Genomic DNA, 17466 nt, shown 5'->3' on the forward strand with positions numbered 1-17466 from the left:
GCTAAAACCTACAGACGCCGAACTTACTTTGCTTGAATTAAAGTCAATAATTCTAGTACTTTACTCATCCTTTTTCTTAAAAGTATTGAGCTTCAAGCATTTTATTGAAAGGCTACGTAAGGCTCCAGATATTCATTTTACTAATATAAATAGACCTTTAGAATAAAACAAAAAAACAATGAGTCAAGAAACCATTATTTTTTCAATGGAACGGGTTTCTAAAACTGTTCCACCACAAAAAACAATTCTCAAAAATATCTATCTCTCGTTTTTCTACGGTGCCAAAATTGGGGTGCTTGGTCTAAACGGTGCTGGTAAATCGTCGTTGTTACGAGTAATTGCAGGTATCGACAAGAGCTATACAGGCGATGTGGTGTTTTCGCCAGGTTATACCGTAGGAATGCTTGAGCAAGAGCCTAAATTAGACCCAACCAAAACGGTTAAAGAAATTGTAGAAGAGGGCGTCGCTGAAATTGTTGGGCTTTTAAAAGAGTTTGACGAAATCAACGAGGCTTTTGGCGACCCAGATGCTGACTTCGATAAATTATTGGCTCGCCAAGGCGAAGTGCAAGAAAAATTGGATCACTTCAATGCTTGGGAATTGGATACTCGCCTCGAAAAAGCTATGGATGCACTGCGTTGTCCTCCGTCAGAGGCTTTAGTAGGCAATCTTTCTGGTGGCGAAAAACGCCGTGTGGCGCTTTGCCGTTTGTTGTTGCAAGAACCAGACGTATTATTGCTCGATGAACCTACCAACCACCTCGATGCTGAATCGGTATTGTGGTTGGAAGAACACCTTCGTCAATATAAAGGAACAGTTATTGCCGTAACCCACGACCGTTATTTCTTAGACAACGTAGCTGGTTGGATTTTGGAACTTGACCGTGGCGAAGGTATTCCATGGAAAGGAAATTATTCTTCATGGTTGGAGCAAAAACAAAACCGCTTGGCTATGGAAGAGAAAACCGAATCTAAGCGTCAGAAAACATTGCAACGTGAATTAGAATGGGTACGTATGGCTCCAAAAGCCCGCCAGGCCAAATCTAAAGCTCGTTTGGGGGCTTATGAAAAACTCCTTTCGGAAGAAAACAAACAAAAAGAAGATAAGCTAGAATTATTTATCCCACCAGGACCACGCTTGGGTAATAAGGTTATTGAAGTAAATAATGTATCAAAAGCTTATGGCGATAAATTATTATTCGAAAACCTTAGTTTCTCATTGCCTCCAGCAGGTATTGTAGGTATTATTGGACCAAACGGTGCTGGTAAATCAACATTATTTAAGCTTATCTCAGGTCAAGAAACCCCAGATTCTGGTACATTCGAAGTCGGAGATACTGTTAAAATGACTTACGTAGACCAAGAACACCATCTTTTAGATGCAGGTAAATCTGTTTTTGAAACTATTTCGGGGGGTACAGAGCAAATTATGTTAGGCAACAAACAAGTTAATGCTCGTGCTTACGTAAGTAAGTTCAACTTTGCAGGTGCTGATCAAGAAAAGAAAATTGCCAACCTTTCGGGTGGGGAGCGTAACCGTGTTCACTTGGCAATGATGTTGAAAGAGGGTGCTAACTTGGTACTTTTAGATGAACCTACCAACGACCTCGACGTAAATACCTTGCGTGCGTTGGAAGAAGCTCTTGAAAACTTTGGTGGTTGTGCCGTAGTTATTTCCCACGACCGTTGGTTCCTTGACCGTGTGGCTACGCATATCTTGGCATTCGAAGGCGATTCTCAAGTATATTGGTTTGAAGGTAACTTCTCTGACTACGAGGAAAATCGTCGTAAACGCTTAGGCTCAGATGCCACACCAAAACGTATCAGATACAAAAAATTACAATAGTATTCATATTACTAGAATCACTCATGAGTTATCCCGAATTTTAAGATTGGGGCTACTCTTCAAGCTTTCATCAAAAAAGGGGTCGGAAAATATTTTCCGACCCCTTTTTTGATACTAAAATACTAGATATGACTCGGCTTTAGACGCAATCATTGCGTCTCTACTGCTAGATGAAAATATTAACATAATCACTCATCCACTCAATCACTCAATCGCTAAATGTAGGAATGGCTCATGTTTGGTGAATATCTTTAGAATTTCGGACAACGAAGCTCTGCTTTCCGTGGACGATATTTTGGTTTAGAATCAAACAAATCTGAAAATACATAAGAAAGAGATAGCTCATGTGCTCCACCTGTCGATGAACCTAAGCTCGAAATAGTCATGTCGTAGCTGTAACCAATCGAAAAGTTATCTTGACGATACCCTATCAAAATAACTGCGGCATCGTTGCTCAAGTAAGTCGTATTGTCTTTTTTATATGTTTTTAACGGAATACCTCTATACCAAGCCCCAAGTACAAGTGGCGAATAGGTCAAGTACATACCCACATCCAACTGGTCAAATGCTCCTTGGTGTTTGTAATGGACAACAGGTGTTAAGCTTTTCTCTTTTTCTATTTGACTTCCTAAATTATTCCCAATTTCATAATCCGCTAAAGGAATTCTGTATCCAGCCTGTACGCCTATTTTCATAGGTAGTTTGGCATCAGCATTACCAAAAGACTGATTAGGCTGATTGATATGGTGTACTGAGAGTCCAGCCCAAAATCTTTCTGAGTAAACAATCCCACCTGAAGAAAAATCCCAGTATTGAATCGTAGGAGCAAATCCACCAGTCACGATTGGATCACTGGTATTATAGCTGGACGGATAACCGCCACCATTGAGATAAGACTGAATTTGATCTGCAAAAATATAATCCCCAAAATTGATACTACGACTCACATACGAGCCTTGTACACCGAGATTGGCAGATAGACCATCGCTTAATTTGAGATGGTATGTATAAATTGCGCCAATATCGGTAGTTTTTAAATTTGAAAATTGTCTATCATTTGTAATCAACAAGCCTACGCCACTATTGATTCTTTCGAGATACATATCTGCCGAAAGCGATGAAGTAACAAAGTTTGCACTGAGTGAAGGCCATTGATTACGGTGATTAAAATTCACACGGGGAGCCATAGCCGACCCTGCAAATGCTGGGTTAAGATATAAAGGAGCTGCATAAAACTGTGAGTATTGAGGGTCTTGCCCCAACGCAACTAACACAGTTCCCAGTAATATTCCTAAGCCTAAAATAGATTTTCTTAACATATTATAGATAAAAGTTACTTCTCATATTTCTTGGTAAATCTCTAAAATTTTATTGAATAGGTTTCTAGCTTATCGTAAAACTTAAATCATAGCTATTTTAAGAAATGCCCAAATAGGTTTTAATAACATGACCTCATTTGAGCACAAAAAGCTGCTAGAATCGCACTTTTATATTAAGTTTTAACAAAAAAAGACCTTTTTGAAGGTAAAAAAGCGTTTTAGAGTTTACTTTAAAATTAATATCCTACTTATTCGTTAAATTATATAAAATTGTGTTTAAAATAACTGTTGAACATAAAGTTATACAGTTTGTTTATTCAATAAATGATTTTTTTCTACAAATCTAGTGCCATCTCTGCGTATATATACAACCCTTTAATTGAGTTGTCGGTCTATTAGAGTAAATTGTAAGATGGGTATCACGACATAGATAACGAACAAATGTTAAATTTTGGTAAATCATATCCGTATTTTTTGCATATCCTTTTGGTATCGTTCCTTTTCCTAGGAATGAGTGTAGTTGGTATGGGACAAACTACGAGTAATCCAGATTATATTGCCGTAAAAAACCTTTGTTTATCCGAGTGCTCAGATTCAACGGCCGCAACGCAGTTTCGTGACCTACATATCACGAAGGCAACCAGTGTTCTTTGGAATTTTGGCGACCCGACCAGTGGAAACAAAAATACCTCTACTCGACTAAATTCTGCTCACTTGTATGCTACAGCAGGTACTTATACGGTAACACTAACAAGGAATGAAACATCTGGACCTGTAACATACACCAAAGTTATTACGATAAATCAACCCCCACGACCTTTCTATCTGGGCAATGATCCTTCGCAACAAGATACTACCATTTGTAAAGGCGATAAACTTAAACTTGACCCCTATCGAACTGGGGGTGCCGAGCCACAGTTTAAATACATCTGGTTTCCGAAAGGAGATACAACACAAACAGTATTGGCAGACTCAACAACTTGTTATTCTGTCCAAGTGACAGATACCTTGACGGGCTGTTCTACAGAAAATAAACTTAATGTCAAGCTCTGTGTACCTCCACCACCACAACCTCCTAAAGAATATTGGTATTTTGGACAAGGTGCTGGTATTTTGTTTCAAAGTGGCGAGCCAACAGCCGATGGGAATGGCAAAACAAACTCCCTAGAAGGTGTAGCAGGAATAACTGATACAAAAGGAAATACCATCTTTTATTCAGATGGTAAAAACGTGTATCGTACAGACGGAACACTAATGCCCTCTGTATCCTCTAGTACTCCTTTAGCTGGTAGTTCTACCGCCACCCAAGGGGTCGTCATTGTACCTGTGCCATCCTGTAAAGGTTGTCAGTCAACGTATTATGTATTTACAACAACCGATATAAATGGCACTAAAAAGCTTACTTATTCTATTGTTGATATGCGTAGAGATGGAGGTTTGGGAAAAGTTATTGAGAAAAATATTCCTTTAGATAACAATAGCACCACCGAAAGTGTGACCTCTGTTTATGTGCCAAAAGATTCTACTTATTGGGTAGTTAGCCACGACTATGGTGATAACACCTATCGTATGTATCGTGTTACGAAAAATGGGGTTTCTATTTCCAAAACAATTAGTATTGGTGCCAAAATAGACTCTGTGGGTAAAGCGCAAGGGTATTTGAAGTTTTCGCAGGATGGTACCAAAATGGCTTATGTAGTGCCAGGTCCAGATCGAAACTATGTAGAAATATATGATTTTGCGGATTCTACGGGAGCTATTTCTAACAAAAAAGTCATTGATTTAGGCAAAGCACCTCCAACGCTGTACGGTGCTGAGTTTTCGCCAGATGGTAATAGCTTGTACACCAGTCTTACTGCGGGTGTTACTACCCTTCCACCAGCCGATCCCACCATTAAATCACAACTATTACAGTTTGACTTAACCTCCAAGGATTCGGCCACCATTAGTCTATCTCGAAAACTCATTGATAGTACTAGTACCAAAAACTTTGGAGCTCTGAAAATAGGACCTGACAGCAAAATATATATGGCTGTTCAGGGTAGTACACATTTGGCAGTAATTGGCCAACCCAATATTATTTTACAAACAGGTAGTAAAGTAGATACTTTAGAATACAAGCTTCAAGGATTTGATTTAGCAGGAAAATTGAGCCAATTAGGATTACCCAACAATACATCCGTAACTCCCGACCAAGATCAGCAATCTGGTATTTCGGTTGGTGACACTTGTTTGGGTGCTCCTACACAATTTCAAGCCAATCATCTCTGTGGAGAGAAGCTGAAAAATACCAAAACTCTTTGGAAAGTTTACAAAGGACCAGCTCCACAGCAAGGACAACCCGAAACCTCCTTTCCTGTTGCAACCCTAGGAGGTACTGGTTCTGACAAAGACTTGCAGGTAAGCACAACGCTGTCTGAGCCTGGCTTGTATCATGTTACTGTAACAATGGCAAACCGCTGTAAATCTGATACCACTTTGCCAGCACAAGAATTTACGATAAAACCAATGCCCAATCCTGATTTGGGGAACGATATACAGCTATGTGCTGCTAGTACGACCTTAGATTCAAAAAATACAATAGCCAATAGCCATTACTTTTGGCAAAAAGACGGTGGGTTATTAGCTGATACTTTATCTACGCTCAATGTTACTCAGTCTGGCACTTACAAGGTATTTGTTGAAAGCAATGGATGTATCAAAGAAGATGAGATAAAAGTCATATTGGCACAAGCTCCTCCTTTTGCGGTAGCAGATACCAATATTTGCCAAAATAGCTCTATTGTACTAAATGCAGCCAATTCAAATTTAAGTAATTCCACTACTTACTTATGGAATACTGGAGCGACAACACCTTCAATAACGGTATCAACAACAGGAAAATATACTGTTACTATCAAAACATTAATAGGCACCACACAATGTACTGTTAGTGATGACATTCAGGTTACAGCTAGACCTAAAGCAACTTTTACGTCTGCTATTACCAACCCAACAGCTTGTAACGCACAAGATGGAACAATTGCTTTAACCAATTTTTCTCCAACTGACAACTATAGTTTTATTTGGAAGAAAAATGGCTCTATAGTACCTAGTCTGAGAGGTAGTAGTCTTTCTGGACTGGGACCAGGGGTTTATCAAGTAAGTATCAGTAGTCCTAATACGTGTTATCAAAATGCTGATTTTAACTTGCAACCTACTAAACTACCAAACACTGCAATCACTACACGCTCAACACCTGTGACTTGTCTAACAGATGGTAGCATCACAATTATGCTTGGAGCTACAAACCTATTCATTCCAGCTAAATATGTGCTTTTACAGCAAAATAACGGTGTGTATGATCGTGTAGCAAGTGGAGATATGAGTAGTATTTTTGTAAAAGATAAAGAATATAAAATTAGTAATTTGGGTGTGGGAACTTATCAGATTGTTCTTGAAACAGTAGAAGGTTGTCAGTACACGACCTCTCCTATTACGTTACTAAAAGTTGCTAGTACTCAATTGAGCATCGAGCCTCCCGTGGTAAAATGTGAAGGAGAATCCGTTACGTTAACGCTAAATCAAACGCCTACAGGAACAGTACTATGGAGCACAGGAGCGACTACGCCAACTATCAATGTTCAATATGCTGGTATTTACAGTGTTACGATTACGTCATTAGATGGCAAATGCAATAACTCAGCTCGTACAACGGTTACTTTCAAAGCAAGTCCTAAAGTGAGTGTTACAGGTCCATCTTTCTTATGTATAGGAGCTACACCTGTACAACTACGTGCCACACCTGTGGGTGGAACATGGAGTGGATCGAGCAATATCAGTGCAACAGGGTTATATACTCCTGCGACTTTTATCAAAACTGAAACTATTACTTATAGTTACACCCAAAATACCTGTACAGGTAGAGGTAGTGTTAATATTTCAACCGTATCCAAGCCGTATGTAGATTTAGGAGAAGATATTGTTTTTTGTAAAAATACCTCCGTAATAATTGGTATTCCTACAGATCCGAACTGGACATTTAGATGGAGTACTGGAGAATCAACGCCTCAAATTACGCCTACAAAATCAGGAAATTATGCTTTGATAGTTTCAAATGGCGCTTGTAATTCTAGCGATGATATTAATGTAAATATTCTTCCGATACCATTTAGTAGTCTAAAGTCTGAAGTTCCTTTGTGTATTGCTGATGGGAAAGAGCTTGAACTTGACCCTGGCAATGCAGGAAATACATGGAAATATGAATGGTCACCTTCAGGTGCAACCTCTCAAAAAATTAAGGTTTCTTCTGTTGGCAATTATACTGTTAAAATAACGAATCTCGAAGGTTGTAGCATCAAAGCTAGTACTTTGGTGTATGACCTGTGTCTTCCAGACATCATGGTTCCTAATATCTTTACCCCAAATAATGACGGATACAATAATACTTTTAAAATTTTCCCTAGACATATTTTAAAAGAAGGATTTTCCCTAAAAATCTATAACCGTTGGGGCGAATTAGTATTTGTATCTTATGATTGGGAAGACGAATGGGACGGTAAATTTAGAGGAGTCTTAGCACCTCCTAATAGTTATGCTTGGGAAATAACTTATCGCCCTGAATATCCAGAGCCTAATATAGGCACACCTTTACAAGTAAAACGGGGAGCTGTAACGGTGGCGTGGTAAAGAATATCTATTGAGTGAATTGTGATTATTCGTCAGTCTTGTGATTTGGCATTCAAGTATTTATCAAAAAAGCGGTCGAAAAACAATTTTCGACCGCTTTTTTGATAATAAATCTTTAGACGAAAGGCATTGAGATTAGACATAATATATTGTATATCTAAGGGTAAAATATAGATAAAAAACAATCACCCATTCACTCAATCTCCAATCACTCAATATAGTAGTTCTTCGATTTTATTCTCCTTTTACTGATTTTACAAAAGCACTAATATCAGCTGATAAATCTTTTGCTTCAGTTACAACTTTGATAAACGCACTACCAATAATTGCACCAGCTGCATGTGATGATGCTTTTGTGAAAGTAGCATTATCCGAAATACCAAAACCAATCAAACGAGGGTTTTTCAGATTCATGGCATTTATACGACTGAAGTAAGCCTCTTGCTCATCAGAAATACCCGATTTTGCCCCTGTAATACTTGCCGAAGATACCATGTAAATAAAGCCTTCTGAAATAGCATCGATATGGCTAATACGGCTTTCTGAAGTTTGAGGCGTAATTAAGAAGATATTTAAAATACCATATTTCTCAAAAATTGCTTTATAATCTTCTTCATACACATCAGCAGGAAGGTCTGGTAAAATCAAACCATCCACTCCTACTTCTTGGCATTTTTTACAAAATTCTTCTATACCAAACTGTAATACTGGATTGATATAACCCATCAATAAAATTGGTACTTTGATAGCAGGACGAATGCCAGCGAGTTGTTCAAACAACAACTTTACGCTCATACCATTATCCAAAGCTACTTGATTAGCATGTTGGATAGTTTCACCGTCAGCCACAGGATCTGAATAAGGCATTCCGATTTCTACTAAATCAGCTCCACTTTCGTCCAAAGCTTTCAAAATAGTAGTAGTATCGTTTAGCTGTGGATAACCCGCTGTAAAGTAAATATTTAGTACGTTATTTTTCTTCTGTTCAAAAAGTTGAGTAATACGATTCATGATTGTATAAAAGTTCAATATGTACAGCAAGCGAACACAAGGTTCATCTTCCCGAACTGTACCATAATTTTACGAAAGTATTTGACTAGATAATTCTTTGAAATCCAGACCATCAAAGGTCCCCGACGACATCATCAGTAAGTTTGAGCCGCGCCATCGCTTACTCAAAAGAAATGTCTTCAGAGACTGGTTATCAGTAAATACTTCGAGATTGCTGTTCGCAAAATTTGCTTTGACTTCTTCTACACTAAGCGCTGGCATCTTTTTGTGTTCAAGGGTTTTAGGACTGAAATATACAACTGCGGTATCAGCTCCGTCCAACTTGTGAGCATACTCTTTCAAGAAGTTTTTGTTCAAACTACTAAAAGTGTGTAACTCCAAGCAAGCCACTAAATGACGGTTGGGAAACTGTCCTTTGAGCGCTTTGGTTGTCGCCTCCACCTTAGATGGTGCATGAGCAAAATCACGATAAAACACCGTTTCATCGTTTTGTCCTACTAGCTCTAAGCGCTTAGCAGCTCCTTTAAACGAAGCAATTGCTTCATAAAACTGCTCGTCTTCGATACCAATCTGGCTCAGTATCAAACGTGCGCCGTTGAGGTTTTTGAGATTATGTTCTCCAAATACCTCGATTGCTAGTTCTTTTTTATCAGGTAATAGTAAAAAAGTCTTTCCATTTCTCACCACAGCTGGATGAGCTTTGTAGGCATATTTCTGAATATCAGCATATTCTTTTTGACCCACAGTGTTTACTAACGAATCTGTTTCGTCATAAATCAAACTACCTGATTTTGGCAAATCTTGCGCAAGCAGTTCAAACTGATGCACATATTCCTCAAATTGTGGATATACATTGATATGATCCCAAGCAATTCCCGAAATCAAAGCTACGTGCGGATGGTAGTGCAAAAATTTTGGACGGCGATCGATTGGTGATGATAAGTATTCATCGCCTTCAATCACAATCACAGGAGCATCCGAAAGTTTGGCCATAGTCTCAAAACCTTCGATACGAGCCCCTACCAAATAATCAAATTTGCGATTGTGGAATTTCAATACGTGTAAAACCATCGATGTAATCGTAGTTTTTCCGTGACTTCCAGCAATCACCACTCTTTGCTTATTTTGGCTATTTTGATAAATAAATTCAGGATATGAGTAAATTTTCACTCCTAATTCTTGAGCTTTCAACAATTCAGGATTGTCCACTCTGGCATGCATACCCAAAATTACACAGTCCAAATCTTCTGAAATCTTCTCAGGGAACCAACCTATTTCGGCTGGTAATAAGCCACAAGCTGCCAATAAGCTACGTGAAGGCTCATATATTTCGTCGTCCGAACCCGTAACTAAATAACCATTATTATGCAGATCGATAGCCAAATTGTGCATCGCTGCCCCCCCAATAGCGATAAAGTGAACTTTTTTCATAAAATTTAACTCGAACTTTCCAGTTCAAAACATTGTTCGTTAAAAAGATTGTGGTTTTGGATTTGCTATGACTTTTCCAAGAAACTAACTAACTGATAATGAATCATTTTCAAGAAAATTCACATATTACTCACTTGAATTATTTATCGATACAACTCTTTGATAATCAAATAATTTGACAGAATAATTTTATCAAATTGTGAAATAAAAATAAATCCAAATTAGATTCTTGCAAAGGTCATACTTTTATTGCACTTTTGCACGTTTTTTATGAGTAAACTCCGCAAGTCGATTTTCGTTAGTAAAATTTCTTGCGGTTTTCGTTTCTTAGGACGAATACTCACAAACTTAAATAATTTCGAACATAAAAACTCGCTTTATGCTTTTCGCAGTAGGATGAAAAATTACATTGACCTCATTGACCAGACGATTGAGTTTCCAACTCTTGAGTTTAACATTGACGAAAACAACGAATTAATGTTCAACAACGTACCGTTGATGGACATCATAAAACAATACGGGACTCCCCTGAAAATCACGTATTTACCAAAAATTGGTGAGCATATCGAAAATGCCAAGCGCATGTTCAAGAATGCTATTAAGAAGTACAATTACAAGGGAAATTATACGTATTGTTACTGTACAAAGTCTTCGCATTTTAGATTTGTGGTCGAAGAGGTTCTGAGTCATAATGTTCACCTCGAAACATCCTCTTCTTACGATATTCCTATTATTCGCAAGCTATATGATGAAGGTAAGATTTCAAAATCTACTTACATTCTTTGCAATGGCTACAAGTTGCCTTTATATACTCAATATATCAGCGAGTTAATCAATGAGGGCTTTAATTGTATTCCTATTTTGGACAATCTTAAAGAAATTGATTTTTATGATAAATCAGTAACTGCCGAGACTGTCAATTTGGGTATCCGTATTGCCACTGATGAAGAGCCAGATTTTGCTTTCTATACTTCACGTTTGGGGCTTCGCTATTCTGATGTAATGGATTTGTATAAAAACAAAATTCAGAACAGCAGCAAGTATAAGCTCAAAATGTTGCACTTCTTTATCAATACTGGCATTAAAGACAGTGCTTACTATTGGTCTGAATTGAGCCGCTTTATTTACAAATATTGTGAAATGAAAAAAATCTGCCCAGATTTAGATTCTATCGACTTGGGTGGTGGTTTACCGATTCAAACTTCATTGCAATTTAATTACGATTACCAAGCAATGATTGATGAAATCGTGGAATCTATTTCATGGATTTGTAACAAAAATAACGTCCCTGTTCCAAATATCTTTACAGAGTTTGGTTCTTACACAGTAGGCGAAAGTGGTGCTGTTTTATACGAAATCATTGACCAAAAACTCCAAAATGATAAGGAATTATGGTACATGATTGATGGTTCGTTTATTACTCAATTGCCTGACTCTTGGGGTATGAACCAAAAATATATCATGCTTCCTGTAAACAACTGGGGCTCGCCATACCAAAAAGTAAACTTAGGTGGTTTGACTTGCGACTCTATGGACTTCTATAATACCGAAGCTCATAGCTCAGATTTGTACTTACCAATTTTTGAAGAAGGTCAAGAGCGTCAATATGTTGGATTTTTCCATACAGGTGCCTACCAAGAATCATTAGGTGGTTATGGTGGTATTCAACACTGCTTGATTCCTGCTCCAAAACACGTCTTGGTTGATCGTCTGGAAGATGGTACTATTACGACACAGCTGTTTGCGTCAGCACAAGAAAGCTATGGTATGCTTAACATTTTAGGCTACGGTTCTACCGAAAAAGCCGAAGCTCAAGCAACAGTATTGAGTCAAGAAGAAGTAAAACATGCTGAAAATCTGTCTCTTATCGAACAATAATTTTGTGGATATTAGAGTTTAAGCTTGAGAGATATTTGTATTTTTGTAGTATTATGCCTCTCAATGGCCAAATCTATCAAATACATCATTGGTATCAACTTTATAAAATTATATCTCATGAAAAGAGCTTCAGTTATTTTGGTTTTGTTGGCAGTAGTAGCAATGGCAACTTCTTGTGGCAGAAAAAACAACTGCCCTGCTTACGGTACTACGAGCATCGACAAGCCAGCTTACAAAGGTCGTAATTAATCATTAGGACATTTTTAAAACCTCTGTTTCTATTCACAATTAGGAACAGAGGTTTTTCATTTAAAATCAATAGTAAAAAATACTTACTACTCGGGAACAAAATATCCTTAGGTAGATGTTTGCAATATTGTTGCATTGTATTAATTTTGCAACAGTATTACAATTATGCATCACTCACATTCACATAACGAAACACCCATTGAGAAGGTAGGATTCTATCTTTCTGTCATTTGTGCAATTCATTGTATTGCTACTCCTGTGGTGATGACAGTATTGCCTTACTTGGGAAGTAGTCTTTTCCACAATCATTCTTGGGAAATTTGGTTTATTGGAGCAAGTGTTGCTTTGGCTGGCGCTTTATTGATTGCTGACTACCGCAAACACCATTCTATTGTTCCTTTGACCTTATTGCTTGGAAGTTTAGTTGTAAAAGGTATCGAACTCTTATGGACTGGCGAGCAATACGAATTTTTGACAGGCTTCGTTGGTGCGATTTTGATTGCTTCTGCTTATTATGTCAATTGGAAGGCAAAAGCAAGTTGTTCGTGTTAGAAGTATCATCCTTCTAATTGAGTGAGTTTTGATTGAGTGAATTAGTGATTGATTCTTCTAAAATTTGTATTCCAACTATTGAGATGCAACTTTTTGCGTCTTAAGCCTAGTCAGATATAGCATACTAATAGCAAAAAAGCGGTCGAAAATTATTTTTCGACCGCTTTTTTAATGAAGAATTGTAAAATCATCCTAGTTACAAAATTCAGGATGAATTATGTGTAATCTTACTAAATACAACTTGATTTTACACCCAGTGCTTGCGCCTTTACCGCTAGAATACAAATCTTAAAATAATCACTCAATTAGGGATAAAGCTTCTATTATTTTGTTACACATAACCCATTCACACAGTCTACTGTTGGAATAGCAATCATGGCACAATCTGATATTCGACTATATTTGATATTAAGTTGACGTTCGTATTCGGTATAACTATTGATTTTTTGAGTCAAAACTTTCTCATCTACCTTTCCGACCGAGTACACAATAAATTGTGTTGGACCACCACAAGCCTTAGAGCCCATCGACATTACACGGCATTCGTCGCCAGCACATGCTTTGTTTTTAGCATAATCTTTAATCTCAGCTCCCATTTGGGTTAATTTTTGATAATCCATTTCCTCTTCTGACAAGCCATCCCCTCCTATTCCTCCTTTAGAACAACTCCATAATAGTAACCCCGAGAGGGCAAATATTAATAACCTTTTCATAATGTTAATTTGTTTGTAGTTTATTACAGTTTTGAGGTTTATACTAACGTTTAATCGTTGCCACTTCAACAATTAATTTCTGATGAGTATCAATCATGTCATCCAATCGCCATGCTTTCAAGGATTGGCTTGTTTTAACTTGCACATATAACATTCCTCCATCTGCACAGCCAGGGCAACCTATCGTTTGAATAGCCTGACCATCATCTTTAATCGTGCTCAAATGGTTTTTTATTTTCTGAACAATTTGCTCAGCTTTCGCTTTTTCTGTAGCACCTAGTTTATAGCCTTGAAAACGATAATTTTCAGCATTTTTACAATAGGCACTAGTTGTATCAACAAACAATTGATCACCTGCATACAAATACAGTCCATAGGTACGACACCCCCATCCTAAGCCTACATTTCCAAAAACAATGTATTCACTCAAATTATTTTTGGTCAAATCAATCGTTTGATTTTTGAGCACTTCTGAGTCTACAACACTACTTGAACTAGAAGCACAACCCAAAACACTTAATATGATTGATAAAAAGAGTAGATTTTTCATAGATATAATGAAAGATAAGTTAAGAGTATTGAATTCAGAATGAGGAGTTTTGAGGGCAACCTATTTTAGGCAAGGACAAAGAAAAACTCATCACTCACAACTCAAAACTCTACATTCATTTTAAGGTCTTTGATATACCCCTGCGCCGACTGTTATTTTAACATTTTTCAAAAAGCCCTTTTTCTGTGTTTTGACAGGAACGGGTGGTTGTGGCTCAAAATAGGGCGTCTGGATGGAAGGAACTGTTGGTTCCATCACTCTATGATTTACTTGTAATCCATCATGAGCTACAGGTATCTCTTTGGTAGTGGTTGGTGATATAAAATTAATAGAATCAACTACCGACTTTTTCACAAGTTCTTCTACTAATATCGGTTGCGATGCAGTTGGAGCCTCCTCTTGCCTAATACTTGGGGTTGCAGGCTCTATATTTTTCTCAACTACTACGTAATTTTCATCCTGTTTTTTTTCTGGAGTGCGAACAGGCTTTACGACTGTTTGTTGATGAACACTCGGCTGCTCAGGCAAGTCTTTAGTGCTATCATCTTCAGGCTTCAATAACCATGCGCCAACCAACACCACTACTGCTAGTCCAGCAGAATAAAGCCCAAGGCTACCTTTGGCCATCCCACCACTCGCTTCTGGTGCGGACGACGAAGGTGCAGACTGCTCCAAGGACGCTTCTATGCCATCCCATATCCAGTCGGATGGGGTCATAGAGGCATCATCGAAGGCGTCACGCCATTGGTCCTCAAAAGAATTGTGTGATGAATTATCCATTATAGTGATTTTATCAGTAAAGATTTTGTCATATTATTTCATTTGTGCTTTATCCTACTTTATCATACGAAAGTTGTGCTTGCAATAATTGCTTAGCGCGCGAATATTGCGACTTTGATGTTCCTTCCGAAATACCTAACATTTCAGCAATTTCGTGGTGCTGATATCCTTCAATAGCATACAAGTTAAATACGGTTTGACAGCCCTTCGGTAATTTATGAATCATAGCCAACAATTCCTGAAAATGAATTCCTTCGATACTCGTGCCTTTGTCCGAAAAATGGTTTTCAAATTCGGCAACATCCGACATATCCTGCCAAGGCTGTTGTGAACGAATATGCTTAATGGCCGTATTGATAACAATTCTTTTAATCCATGCGCCAATCGTACTTTCACCTCTAAAACTAGCCAAGTTTTGAAATATCTTTATAAAAGCTTCTTGAAGAATATCCTCCGCTTCGGCCTTGCTTTGTGCATAGCGTGAGCATACCACCAACATACGCGATGCGTAAGCCTGATAGAGCTTTCGCTGTGCAATGCGGTCGTTTTGCAAACAAGCGTTTATGAGGTCTTTTTCAAGTTCCAATGTATTCAATGTGTTTATAAGCTTACGGACAATACATACAACGCCTCAGGGCATTATAAAAATGTGTTTTTTGAACATTTTACTACAAAGAGCTTTTCTTGACTTAAAAGGTTGGAATAGGATGATTTATTTTTTGAAAACCATCAAATTTCCAATCACTTAGCATTGCTGGTTATACCGAGCCATGCTTTTTACTATCTTTGTAGACGATTGTTCCACAAGGCAGAAACTTTTTTACAAAAATACAGAAGATTCTTGCCTCAAACTGAAATTAATATTCTGTGAACCAAGAAATTAGAAACAAATATGAAGTTGTTATTGGCCTAGAGGTACACGCTCAACTTCAAACAGAAAGTAAAATTTTTGCAGCAGACTCTGCCTCTTTTGGAGCTGCGCCCAATACCCATATTTCTCCCATTACGCTGGGACACCCAGGAACTTTGCCAAAACTTAATCGTAAAGCGGTTGAGTACGCTATCAAAATGGGCTTTGCTGCTGGCTCAAAAATATCTGAATATCAATATTTTGACCGCAAAAACTATTTCTATCCTGACCTTCCAAAAGGGTATCAGATTACACAAGACAAAACACCCATTTGTATTGGTGGTGGCGTAAAAGTGAAATTATCTACAGGTGAAAAAGTCGTACGATTCCACCATATTCACTTGGAAGAAGACGCTGGAAAATCTCTTCATGCCGAGGGTTCGAGCGACAGTCTTATTGACTACAACCGTGCTGGTACACCTTTGGTTGAAATGGTAACAGAACCAGAAATCAAGTCATCGGAAGAGGCTGCTCAATTTATGACCGAGGTTCGTAAGCTTGTAAGATACCTGCATATTTGCGATGGTAACATGGAAGAAGGCTCATTGCGTTGCGATGTCAATATCTCTGTGATGCCAGTCGGAAGTAAAGTTTTTGGTACAAAAGTTGAAATCAAAAACATGAACTCGATTCGCTTTATTCAAAAAGCAATTGATTATGAGGTAGTTCGTCAGATAGAGGCCGTTGAAGCTGGTGAGAAAATTATTCAGGAAACGCGTAACTTCGATCCTGCTACTGGACGTACTTCGGGTATGCGTGAAAAGGAATCAATGAACGATTATCGTTATTTCCCTGAACCAGACTTGGTACCTTTACATATCTCTGAAGACTTAATCAATCAAGTAAAAGCTCAAATGCCTGCTTTACCTTGGGAGCTTTTCGATAAGTTTACTAAAACTTATGGCTTGCCAGATTATGACGCAGGTGTGTTAACAGATAGCCGTGAGGTAGCCGAATATTTTGACGCAACTTGTCAGTTTACCAAAAACTACAAAGCGGCTTCAAACTGGATTATGGGTACGGTAAAATCATATCTCAATGACAATCATTTGGAAATTGAGCAGTTAACCATTACTCCTGAAAAGTTAGCACAACTGATTAACCTTGTAGATGAAGGGAAAGTGAGTACCTCAACCGCCTCACAACAGATTTTCCCTGTGATGGTAACAGATACGTCGGCTAGTCCACTTCAGATTGCTGAAGCAAAGAATTTGATTCAACAAAGCAATACCGACACGCTTCAGTCGTTAATTGATGAGGTTTTGGCAGCCAATCCAGCCAAAGTAAAAGAGTATAAAAACGGCAAAAAAGGGCTTTTGGGCATGTTTATGGGCGACATTATGAAAAAATCAAAAGGTTCGGCCGATCCAAAAGTTACTACCGCACTTTTACAAAAAACACTCGACTCGCTTTAATAAGAGCGCATAGGGAAAAGGCTGTCGAATAAACCAAGTATTCGATGTCATTCAATGCAAATGATTCTGGAATCACTTGCTGAAAGCCTATCGCCAACAGCTCAATTATTCTGAAGGCATTTATTAGACATTCATTACGATTCT

The 17466-nt window shown here is 38.0% G+C and carries 13 protein-coding genes; 6 read left to right on the forward strand and 7 right to left on the reverse strand.

Annotated features, from left to right (window positions below):
* Positions 1-178: 178 nt before the first annotated feature.
* Positions 179-1846 (forward strand): energy-dependent translational throttle protein EttA, encoded by a 1668-nt coding sequence (gene ettA, locus QM481_RS20040; RefSeq protein WP_166552342.1) that lies wholly within the window; start codon positions 179-181, stop codon positions 1844-1846.
* Positions 1847-2097: 251 nt separating this feature from the next.
* On the opposite strand, the gene QM481_RS20045 is transcribed toward ettA, so the two are convergent.
* Positions 2098-3165, reverse strand: coding sequence for a PorP/SprF family type IX secretion system membrane protein (locus QM481_RS20045; protein ID WP_166552341.1), 1068 nt, complete (start codon positions 3163-3165; stop codon positions 2098-2100).
* Between the two features lie 441 nt (positions 3166-3606).
* Between QM481_RS20045 and QM481_RS20050 the strand changes: the two genes are divergently transcribed.
* Positions 3607-7833: a T9SS type B sorting domain-containing protein gene (locus tag QM481_RS20050; RefSeq protein ID WP_283383050.1), complete on the forward strand. Its 4227-nt coding sequence runs from the start codon at positions 3607-3609 to the stop codon at positions 7831-7833.
* Positions 7834-8067: 234 nt separating this feature from the next.
* Here QM481_RS20050 and trpA read toward each other — a convergent pair whose 3' ends face one another.
* Positions 8068-8844, reverse strand: coding sequence for a tryptophan synthase subunit alpha (trpA, locus tag QM481_RS20055; protein ID WP_283383051.1), 777 nt, complete (start codon positions 8842-8844; stop codon positions 8068-8070).
* Between the two features lie 69 nt (positions 8845-8913).
* Positions 8914-10275: a UDP-N-acetylmuramate--L-alanine ligase gene (locus QM481_RS20060; protein WP_283383052.1), complete on the reverse strand. Its 1362-nt coding sequence runs from the start codon at positions 10273-10275 to the stop codon at positions 8914-8916.
* 396 nt (positions 10276-10671) lie between these two features.
* On the opposite strand from QM481_RS20060, the gene QM481_RS20065 reads away from it, so the two are divergent.
* The 3 genes from QM481_RS20065 (at position 10672) to QM481_RS20075 (ending at position 12954) form a co-directional block, all read left to right on the forward strand.
* Positions 10672-12153: a type III PLP-dependent enzyme domain-containing protein gene (locus tag QM481_RS20065; protein ID WP_095166160.1), complete on the forward strand. Its 1482-nt coding sequence runs from the start codon at positions 10672-10674 to the stop codon at positions 12151-12153.
* Between the two features lie 117 nt (positions 12154-12270).
* Positions 12271-12402: a hypothetical protein gene (locus tag QM481_RS20070; protein ID WP_255406884.1), complete on the forward strand. Its 132-nt coding sequence runs from the start codon at positions 12271-12273 to the stop codon at positions 12400-12402.
* 165 nt (positions 12403-12567) lie between these two features.
* Entirely contained in the window at positions 12568-12954 is a 387-nt protein-coding gene (locus QM481_RS20075) for a MerC domain-containing protein (RefSeq protein WP_166552337.1), read from the forward strand.
* Positions 12955-13277: 323 nt separating this feature from the next.
* On the opposite strand, the gene QM481_RS20080 is transcribed toward QM481_RS20075, so the two are convergent.
* The 4 genes from QM481_RS20080 to QM481_RS20095 form a co-directional block, all read right to left on the reverse strand.
* Positions 13278-13667, reverse strand: a complete 390-nt coding sequence (locus QM481_RS20080) for a hypothetical protein (protein WP_166552336.1) — start codon at positions 13665-13667, stop codon at positions 13278-13280.
* 43 nt (positions 13668-13710) lie between these two features.
* On the reverse strand, positions 13711-14217 hold the full coding sequence (locus QM481_RS20085) for a hypothetical protein (RefSeq protein ID WP_166552335.1): 507 nt from the start codon (positions 14215-14217) through the stop codon (positions 13711-13713).
* A gap of 120 nt (positions 14218-14337) precedes the next feature.
* The gene (locus QM481_RS20090; RefSeq protein WP_283383053.1) at positions 14338-14997 is read right to left on the reverse strand and encodes a hypothetical protein; all 660 of its coding nucleotides are present in this window, start codon (positions 14995-14997) and stop codon (positions 14338-14340) included.
* 49 nt (positions 14998-15046) lie between these two features.
* Positions 15047-15592: an RNA polymerase sigma factor gene (locus QM481_RS20095; protein ID WP_205690943.1), complete on the reverse strand. Its 546-nt coding sequence runs from the start codon at positions 15590-15592 to the stop codon at positions 15047-15049.
* A gap of 272 nt (positions 15593-15864) precedes the next feature.
* Here QM481_RS20095 and gatB point away from each other — a divergent pair, with 272 nt between their 5' ends.
* Positions 15865-17322, forward strand: a complete 1458-nt coding sequence (gene gatB / locus QM481_RS20100; protein WP_283383054.1) for an Asp-tRNA(Asn)/Glu-tRNA(Gln) amidotransferase subunit GatB — start codon at positions 15865-15867, stop codon at positions 17320-17322.
* Positions 17323-17466: the final 144 nt, after the last annotated feature.

The sequence above is a fragment of the Flectobacillus rivi genome (genome assembly GCF_030056655.1).
Lineage (GTDB): Bacteria > Bacteroidota > Bacteroidia > Cytophagales > Spirosomataceae > Flectobacillus > Flectobacillus rivi.